Source organism: Anaerovibrio lipolyticus, from assembly GCF_021531495.1.
Taxonomy (GTDB): Bacteria; Bacillota; Negativicutes; order Selenomonadales; family Selenomonadaceae; genus Anaerovibrio.
Genome location: NZ_JADYTY010000025.1, coordinates 25,621 through 32,728 on the forward strand (window position 1 = coordinate 25,621; position 7,108 = coordinate 32,728).

A 7,108-nucleotide genomic window follows, 5' to 3' on the forward strand; every position below is an offset into this window, starting at 1 on the left:
GGAACCGGAGGGAAGCCGGTATCCAGAAAGGAAGAAAATTATGCGTATTAGGGATTTATTAAGCAAGGAAAGCATTCAGCTGAATGCTGCTCCTGCCAGCAAAAATGAAATCATCAGCCAACTGGTTGATTTGATGGACAAGTCTGGCAAGATTGCCCACAAGGAACAGTATCTTAAGGATGTTCTGGCTCGTGAGGACTCTGGCACCACTGGCCTTGGGGATGGCATTGCCACTCCTCATGCCAAAAGCTCTGGTGTGAAGGAAGCTGGTTTGGCTGCTATTACCGTACCTGCTGGTACTGATTTTGATTCTATGGATGGTCTGCCATCCCGTCTGTTTTTCCTGATTGCCGCACCTGCCAACTCCAATGATACTCATTTGGAGCTTCTCAGCAAGCTGGCTGCCATGCTGATGGATCCAGACTTTGCCAATGCTTTGGTAGATGCCAAAACCGTAGATGAATTCTTTGCCCTGATTGATGCCAAAGAAAAGGGAGAAACCATCAATACTACCGCTCCTGCCGCTCCAAAGGTAGATAGCACTCACAAAATTCTGGCTGTAACTGCCTGCCCTACCGGCATTGCCCATACCTTTATGGCTGCTGAGTCCCTGGAACAGCATGCCAAGAAGCGGGGCATCTGGATTAAGGTAGAAACCAACGGCTCCGGCGGTGCCAAGAATGTACTGACTCAGCAGGAAATCAAGGAAGCAGATTGCATCATTATTGCTGCTGATAAAAATGTAGAAATGGCTCGCTTTGATGGCAAGCCTGTTATCAAAACCAAGGTTGCCAACGGTATCAACAAAGCCGATGAACTTTTGGACAAGGCCCTTAGCGGCCAGGCTCCTATCTACCATCATGCTGGTGGTGCTGCAGCCTCCACTGCAGATGAGGGAGATAACGAGAGCGTTGGCCGTCAGATTTACAAGCATCTGATGAACGGTGTATCTCATATGCTGCCATTCGTTATCGGCGGTGGTATTCTTATCGCCTTGGCCTTCCTCTTTGATACCTTTGATCCAGCCAACCCAGGCAACTTCGGCTCCAATACTCCATTAGCCAAGTTCTTCAAGGATGTAGGCGGTGCCTCCTTTGGCTTTATGCTGCCAATCCTGTCTGGCTTTATTTCCATGAGTATTGCTGACCGTCCAGGTCTGGCTGTAGGCTTCGTAGGCGGTGCTATGGCAGCTTCTGGTGGCTCTGGCTTCCTGGGTGCTCTGCTGGCTGGCTTCGCCGGTGGTTATATCATCGTTCTCCTGCGCAAGGTCTTTAGTTGTTTGCCAGCTTCCTTAGAGGGCATCAAGCCTGTACTTATTTTCCCAGTATTAGGTATCTTCCTTATGGGCCTTCTGATGCAGTTTATTATTACTCCTCCTGTAGCTGGTATTAACGAATGGCTGATTGATACCCTGAAAGGTATGGACACCAGCTCCCGTGTCATGGTTGGCCTGATTATGGGCGGTATGATGTCTGTAGATATGGGCGGCCCTGTAAACAAGGCAGCCTATGTAACCGGTACCGGCCTGCTGGCGGGTGGCGAATTCGGTGTTATGGCAGCTGTTATGGCTGGTGGTATGGTTCCTCCAATTGCCATTGCTCTCTGCACCATGCTCTTTGGCAACCGCTTTACTGAAAGCGAGCGCAAATCTGGTATCACTACCTTTATCATGGGCCTGTCCTTCATTTCTGAGGGCGCAATTCCATTTGCTGCCGCAGATCCAATCAGAGTAATCCCATCTATGGTAGCCGGCTCTGCTGTTGCTGGTGCCCTGTCTATGGCCTTTGACTGCACTCTTAGAGCACCTCATGGCGGTATCTTCGTAGTACCTACCATTGGCAATCCGCTGATGTATCTGGCTGCTATCGCCGTTGGTTCTCTGGTTGGCTGCTTCATTCTGGGCATGCTGAAAAAACCAGCGAACAAATAATTTTGCCCTTCCATAATTCCAATTATTCCTATACAAAAAAGAATCTCCCTTACTGCGGCAACGCACTGGGGAGATTCTTTTTTATTCTCTAAATAAAATATTCTATACAGCAAAAAGCCGTCCCTGAAATTCAGGGACGACTCCTTGTGTTAATGTTAAGTTAGGTTGATATTTATCTTTTTCATATCCATATTTTCAAGACAATTTCTGCCAGATGGTCATTACCACATACACTACGCCAGAGGCGATTAATGGCCCTACTGGAATACCCCGAAAGAAGAATACACCTATCATAGTACCGATAATCAAGGCTGTAGCCACCTCTGGCGAGGCTTTCATATAATCTACTCCCAGATAGCCAAAAATTGCCACACCGGCACCTACAATCAAGGAAACAATGCCTACTGGACTCTGGAAGCAATGCAGGATATCCGCCCAGGTAATCTTCCCTGTGGCAATAGGCACAAAAATCGCCGCCGTCAGCAAAATAATCCCCCAGGTAATGCCCTTGTCACCCAATACATCTATAACCTGATTCAGCCCCAACACCTTCAGCAAGATAACTGCTCCAGCCGCATAGGCCACCGACATATTATGTCCCACTACGCCACAAATCAAAATTGCCAGCATAATTATATATTCCTGTCCCACTTATATACAGCGCCTCATTTCTTCACAATCCAAAAACTTCTTTGCTTACATACAAAAAAATGCTGTAATGAAAACAAGAGGAGCACCGATAGACGGTTGCCCCAAAGAACAAAAACGAAATTGTAAGAACTCCGCCTTTACTCGTCCAAAGCCAAGGCGGTTTTCTTATGCCTTGATTGCTATTATAGCATATATGTCCTTATCTGCAAATCAAAACACCCAAAAGACTGGCATTGTACTACAACGCCAGTCTTTATTTTTTACTTACTTATCTATTGGCCAGCTTGTAAATAGCCAAAGCATTTTCATAGTCTATTGGCCGGAAGGTGGCTACCTTCTTGGTACCATTAGCAGTACACATATTAGCCAAATACTCCAGCACAGACTCATCCTGTACCCCGATTTCAGATTCAGAGAAGCAAGTTGGCAATCCCAGCTCCTTTTTGAAGAATTCCTCATTCATGCGGATGCCGGCTCTGGCTCTTTCCTCCACAGTACCGGAATTAACCCCCCAAACCTTTTCTGCATATTGGGCAAAACGCTCCGGTCTGTCCATATATACATGTTTAGCCCAAGCAGGCCACATAATAGTCAAGGAAGCACCATGAGTAATATTGAATTTACCACTTAGCTCATGGCCCAGCTTGTGAGCTGCAAAATCCATAGTTCTTCCCAAGCCAGTAAAGCCAGTATGGGACACACTGCCACACCACATGAGCTCGCTCATGGCCTCATAGTCCTTGCGGTTAGCCAAGGCCTTGCGGCCGAACTTCATCACGTTCTTAATCAATTCCTCAGCCACTCTATCGGTAAAATTATTGCCCTCAGTATGAGTCATATACCGCTCCAAGGTATGCATAATAATATCTGCGGTACCACAGGCAATCTGATAAGGAGGCAAAGTATAGGTCAGCTCCGGATTCATAATAGCAAATTTAGGCCGATTCAAATCCGTATTGGTACCACATTTCTTGCCTATTTCATCATTGGTCAGCACCGCAGAATTACTGGTTTCACTGCCTGCGGCAGAAATGGTCAGCACTGCTCCCACTGGAGTTGTCTTGGTAATAGGCTGTCTGCCACTCCAATATTCCCAAATATCCACATCTGGAGTTGCAATACCATGAGCAATAGCCTTAGCTGTATCCAGCACACTGCCGCCGCCTACCCCCAGTATAAAATCTGCCTTGAAATCCAAAGCCTGCTGAATACCCTCTCTAGCCTTGGACATCAAGGGATTTGGCTGTACTCCACCCATAGAGTCATAAGGCATTCCCGCAGCCTCCAGCTGATTCTGCAATCTGCCCAGCAAACCGCTTCTTACCACGCTGCCGCCACCATAGACAATAAATACCCTGCTTCCTCCATGCTTCATAATTTTATCTGCAGTCTTGCTTTCAGCCCCCTTGCCAAAAACAATCTCTGTCGGACTATAATATTCAAAACTCTGCATAAGAATCCCTCCTGCTATTAAATTGCATTACCTATCAAGGACTTGTATCTGGTCATCTACCTCATTGCCAGATACAAATCCTCCATTCATATACTCTGATTGTATCACAAATTAAGCTAAAATAATAGATTATTTTTTATTGTTTATACAAAAATAAAAACCACGGCAAACTGGCTCTACAGTCCAACTTGTCGTGGTATTTTTATTTCCTAGGTTATGCCAAGATATTTTTGTACTAATTAAAGAGTACCAAAGATACGGTCACCAGCATCTCCCAGACCTGGTACGATATAGCCATGCTCGTTCAGCTTTTCATCTACAGCGGCTACATATACAGGTACATCAGGATGCTCATCGTTAATAACCTTTACCCCCTCTGGAGCAGCTACCAGGCACATGAGAATCAGCTTCTTGGCCCCCTTCTCTTTCAGCATGGTAATAGCTGCAGCAGCAGAACCACCTGTAGCCAGCATAGGATCTACCACCAGCATAGTACGCTCTGCAATATCGCTAGGCATCTTGCAGTAGTATTCCACTGGCTTTAGAGTCTCAGGATCACGATAAAGACCAATGTGACCAATCTTAGCTGCAGGAATCATATTTACCACACCGCTCTGCAGCCCCAGGCCTGCCCGGAGAATAGGCACTACGCATACCTTGCGGGTATCAGCCAGCTCCTTGCCTACGCACTTAGACACTGGAGTTTCAATCTCCACATCCTTCAGAGGAAAATCTCTAGTGATTTCGTAGGTCATCAGCATGCTGATTTCCTCCAACAGCTCACGAAAATCCTTGGTTCCTGTAGTCTTTTTACGCATCATGGTCAGCTTGTGCTGAATCAATGGATGGTCAATAACATTTACTTTCAAATCAGACATCATATACTCCTTTTACCCCTAGTAGGAAATTACTCGTAGAGAGGATATTTTGCACAGAGAGCAGCCACACGCTGGCTGGCTTCCTTACGCGCCCCCTCATCCTCTGGATTATCCAATACCAGAGCAATAATATTTGCAACCTCTACCATATCCTCCTCCTTGAAGCCACGAGTGGTCAAGGCTGGAGAGCCCAAGCGAATACCGCTGGTTACAAATGGGCTGAGCTTCTCAAATGGAATAGTATTCTTATTGGCAGTAATACCTACCTCATCCAGCAAGTTCTGAGCCAGCTTGCCGGTAATATTCTTGCTGGTCAAATCCACCAGCATCAGATGGTTGTCAGTACCGCCGGAAACAATGCGGAAGCCATCTGCCTGGAGAGTATCAGCCAAAACCTTTGCATTCTTCACAATCTGCTGAGCATATGCCTTGAATTCTGGAGACAAAGCCTCCTTCAAGGCAACAGCCTTAGCAGCAATAACATGCATCAAAGGACCACCCTGAATGCCAGGGAAAATAGCCTTGTTGAACTGCTTGCCAAACTCCTCATCCTTGCAGAGAATCAAACCGCCACGAGGACCGCGGAGAGTCTTATGAGTAGTAGTAGTAACTACATCAGCATATGGAACTGGGCTTGGATGCAGGCCGGCAGCTACTAAACCAGCAATATGAGCCATATCCACCATGAGATATGCACCTACAGAGTGGGCAATCTCAGCCATACGCTGAAAATCAATAGTTCTAGCATAGGCAGAGGCACCAGCTACGATCAGCTTTGGCTTGCACTCATTGGCAATTCTTTGAATCTCATCATAATCCAGCATCTCGGTCTTTTCGCTAACACCATATGGCACGATTTTGAAGTATTTACCAGACATATTAACAGGTGAGCCATGAGTCAAATGTCCGCCATCAGTCAGGTTCATACCCATAACAGTATCACCAGGAGTCAACAGGGCAAAGAACACTGCCATATTGGCCTGGGCACCAGAATGAGGCTGTACATTGGCATAGCCTGCACCAAAGAGCTCCTTGGCTCTATCAATAGCCAGCTGCTCTACCACATCTACGTATTCGCAGCCACCATAATAACGCTTACCTGGATAGCCCTCTGCATATTTATTGGTGAGGACACTGCCCTGAGCAGCCATAACAGCCTTGCTGACAATATTCTCAGAAGCAATCAGCTCCAGCTTGTTTCTCTGACGATTCAGCTCCTGGTCAATTGCTTTGGAAACCTCTGGATCTACAGTGTTCAAATCATTCATCAATGCCATACAAATACCTCCTGATACTTTTAACCAAATGAGAAAAATGCTTAAATATAGCTTAGCTTATTTCTCAGCCAAAGCCATCATCTTGTCAATGCGACGCTGATGGCGCTCATCATGGGAAAATTCAGTAGTAACCCAGGTGCGGACAATCTCGCCGGCAGGGCCAAAACCGATTACCCGGCCACCCATAGCCAGCACATTTGCATCATTGTGCTCTCTGGACATACGAGCAGAGAAAACATCATGACACAGTGCAGCACGGATACCCTTTACCTTGTTAGCAGCAATGGAAATACCCAAGCCAGTACCGCAGAGCAGAATACCTCTGTCTGCTTCCCCAGCAGTAATCTTGCCACAAACCTTCTCGGCAATGTCTGGATAATCTACAGAAGCCTCTGTATATGTACCCATATCCTCTACTTGAATATCATCAAATTCTGCCAAAACCTTTTTTACTGCTTCCTTCAGCTCCAAGGCGCCGTGATCACAACCAATAACCAATTTCACTAGAATAGCTCCCTTCCATTTAGCAAATATCACATTCTTATATATTTTATCATATAGAAGCAAAACCTGCATAAAAATTTAGGTAAGGGCATAACTTTCACCATAAATATTGGAACATTGACTGACAAAAGTGACCATAAAACAAAAAGAGGCTATCTTAATTCAGATAACCTCTTTGTAACCGGCGATTTTCTATCCTCCCAGCTCGTCTCCAAGCAAGTACTTTCGACGTTTATGTGCTTAACTACTGTGTTCGGAATGGGAACAGGTGGAACCACATAGCCAACATCACCGGATTATTTAATTGTACTGATGTACAATCAAAACTTCACAGAAACAATTCCTGACATTAGGACTTGTAATTAAGCCCTCGACTTATTAGTACTGGTCCGCTTCGAATGTTGCCACTCTTCCA

6 protein-coding genes and 1 rRNA gene are annotated in these 7,108 nt (G+C 45.9%); 1 reads left to right on the forward strand and 6 read right to left on the reverse strand.

Annotation, left to right across the window (positions count from 1 at the left end):
• The first annotated feature begins 40 nt into the window (after window positions 1-40).
• Window positions 41-1,930 carry a PTS fructose transporter subunit IIABC gene (locus I6E26_RS08655; RefSeq protein ID WP_235321458.1) on the forward strand — a complete coding sequence of 630 codons (1,890 nt, stop codon included), beginning with the start codon at window positions 41-43 and terminating at the stop codon, window positions 1,928-1,930.
• A gap of 195 nt (window positions 1,931-2,125) precedes the next feature.
• Here I6E26_RS08655 and I6E26_RS08660 read toward each other — a convergent pair whose 3' ends face one another.
• The 6 genes from I6E26_RS08660 to rrf form a co-directional block, all read right to left on the reverse strand.
• Entirely contained in the window at window positions 2,126-2,560 is a 435-nt protein-coding gene (locus I6E26_RS08660) for a DUF441 domain-containing protein (protein WP_235321459.1), read from the reverse strand.
• A 289-nt stretch (window positions 2,561-2,849) separates the two neighbouring features.
• Window positions 2,850-4,034: an iron-containing alcohol dehydrogenase gene (locus tag I6E26_RS08665; protein WP_235321460.1), complete on the reverse strand. Its 1,185-nt coding sequence runs from the start codon at window positions 4,032-4,034 to the stop codon at window positions 2,850-2,852.
• A 239-nt stretch (window positions 4,035-4,273) separates the two neighbouring features.
• Window positions 4,274-4,912 (reverse strand): uracil phosphoribosyltransferase, encoded by a 639-nt coding sequence (upp, locus tag I6E26_RS08670; protein WP_235321465.1) that lies wholly within the window; start codon window positions 4,910-4,912, stop codon window positions 4,274-4,276.
• A gap of 29 nt (window positions 4,913-4,941) precedes the next feature.
• Window positions 4,942-6,189, reverse strand: coding sequence for a serine hydroxymethyltransferase (gene glyA / locus I6E26_RS08675; protein WP_328228057.1), 1,248 nt, complete (start codon window positions 6,187-6,189; stop codon window positions 4,942-4,944).
• A 57-nt stretch (window positions 6,190-6,246) separates the two neighbouring features.
• Window positions 6,247-6,693: a ribose 5-phosphate isomerase B gene (gene rpiB / locus I6E26_RS08680; protein WP_235321466.1), complete on the reverse strand. Its 447-nt coding sequence runs from the start codon at window positions 6,691-6,693 to the stop codon at window positions 6,247-6,249.
• A 179-nt stretch (window positions 6,694-6,872) separates the two neighbouring features.
• Window positions 6,873-6,989, reverse strand: a 5S ribosomal RNA gene (gene rrf / locus I6E26_RS08685).
• Window positions 6,990-7,108 lie beyond the last annotated feature (119 nt).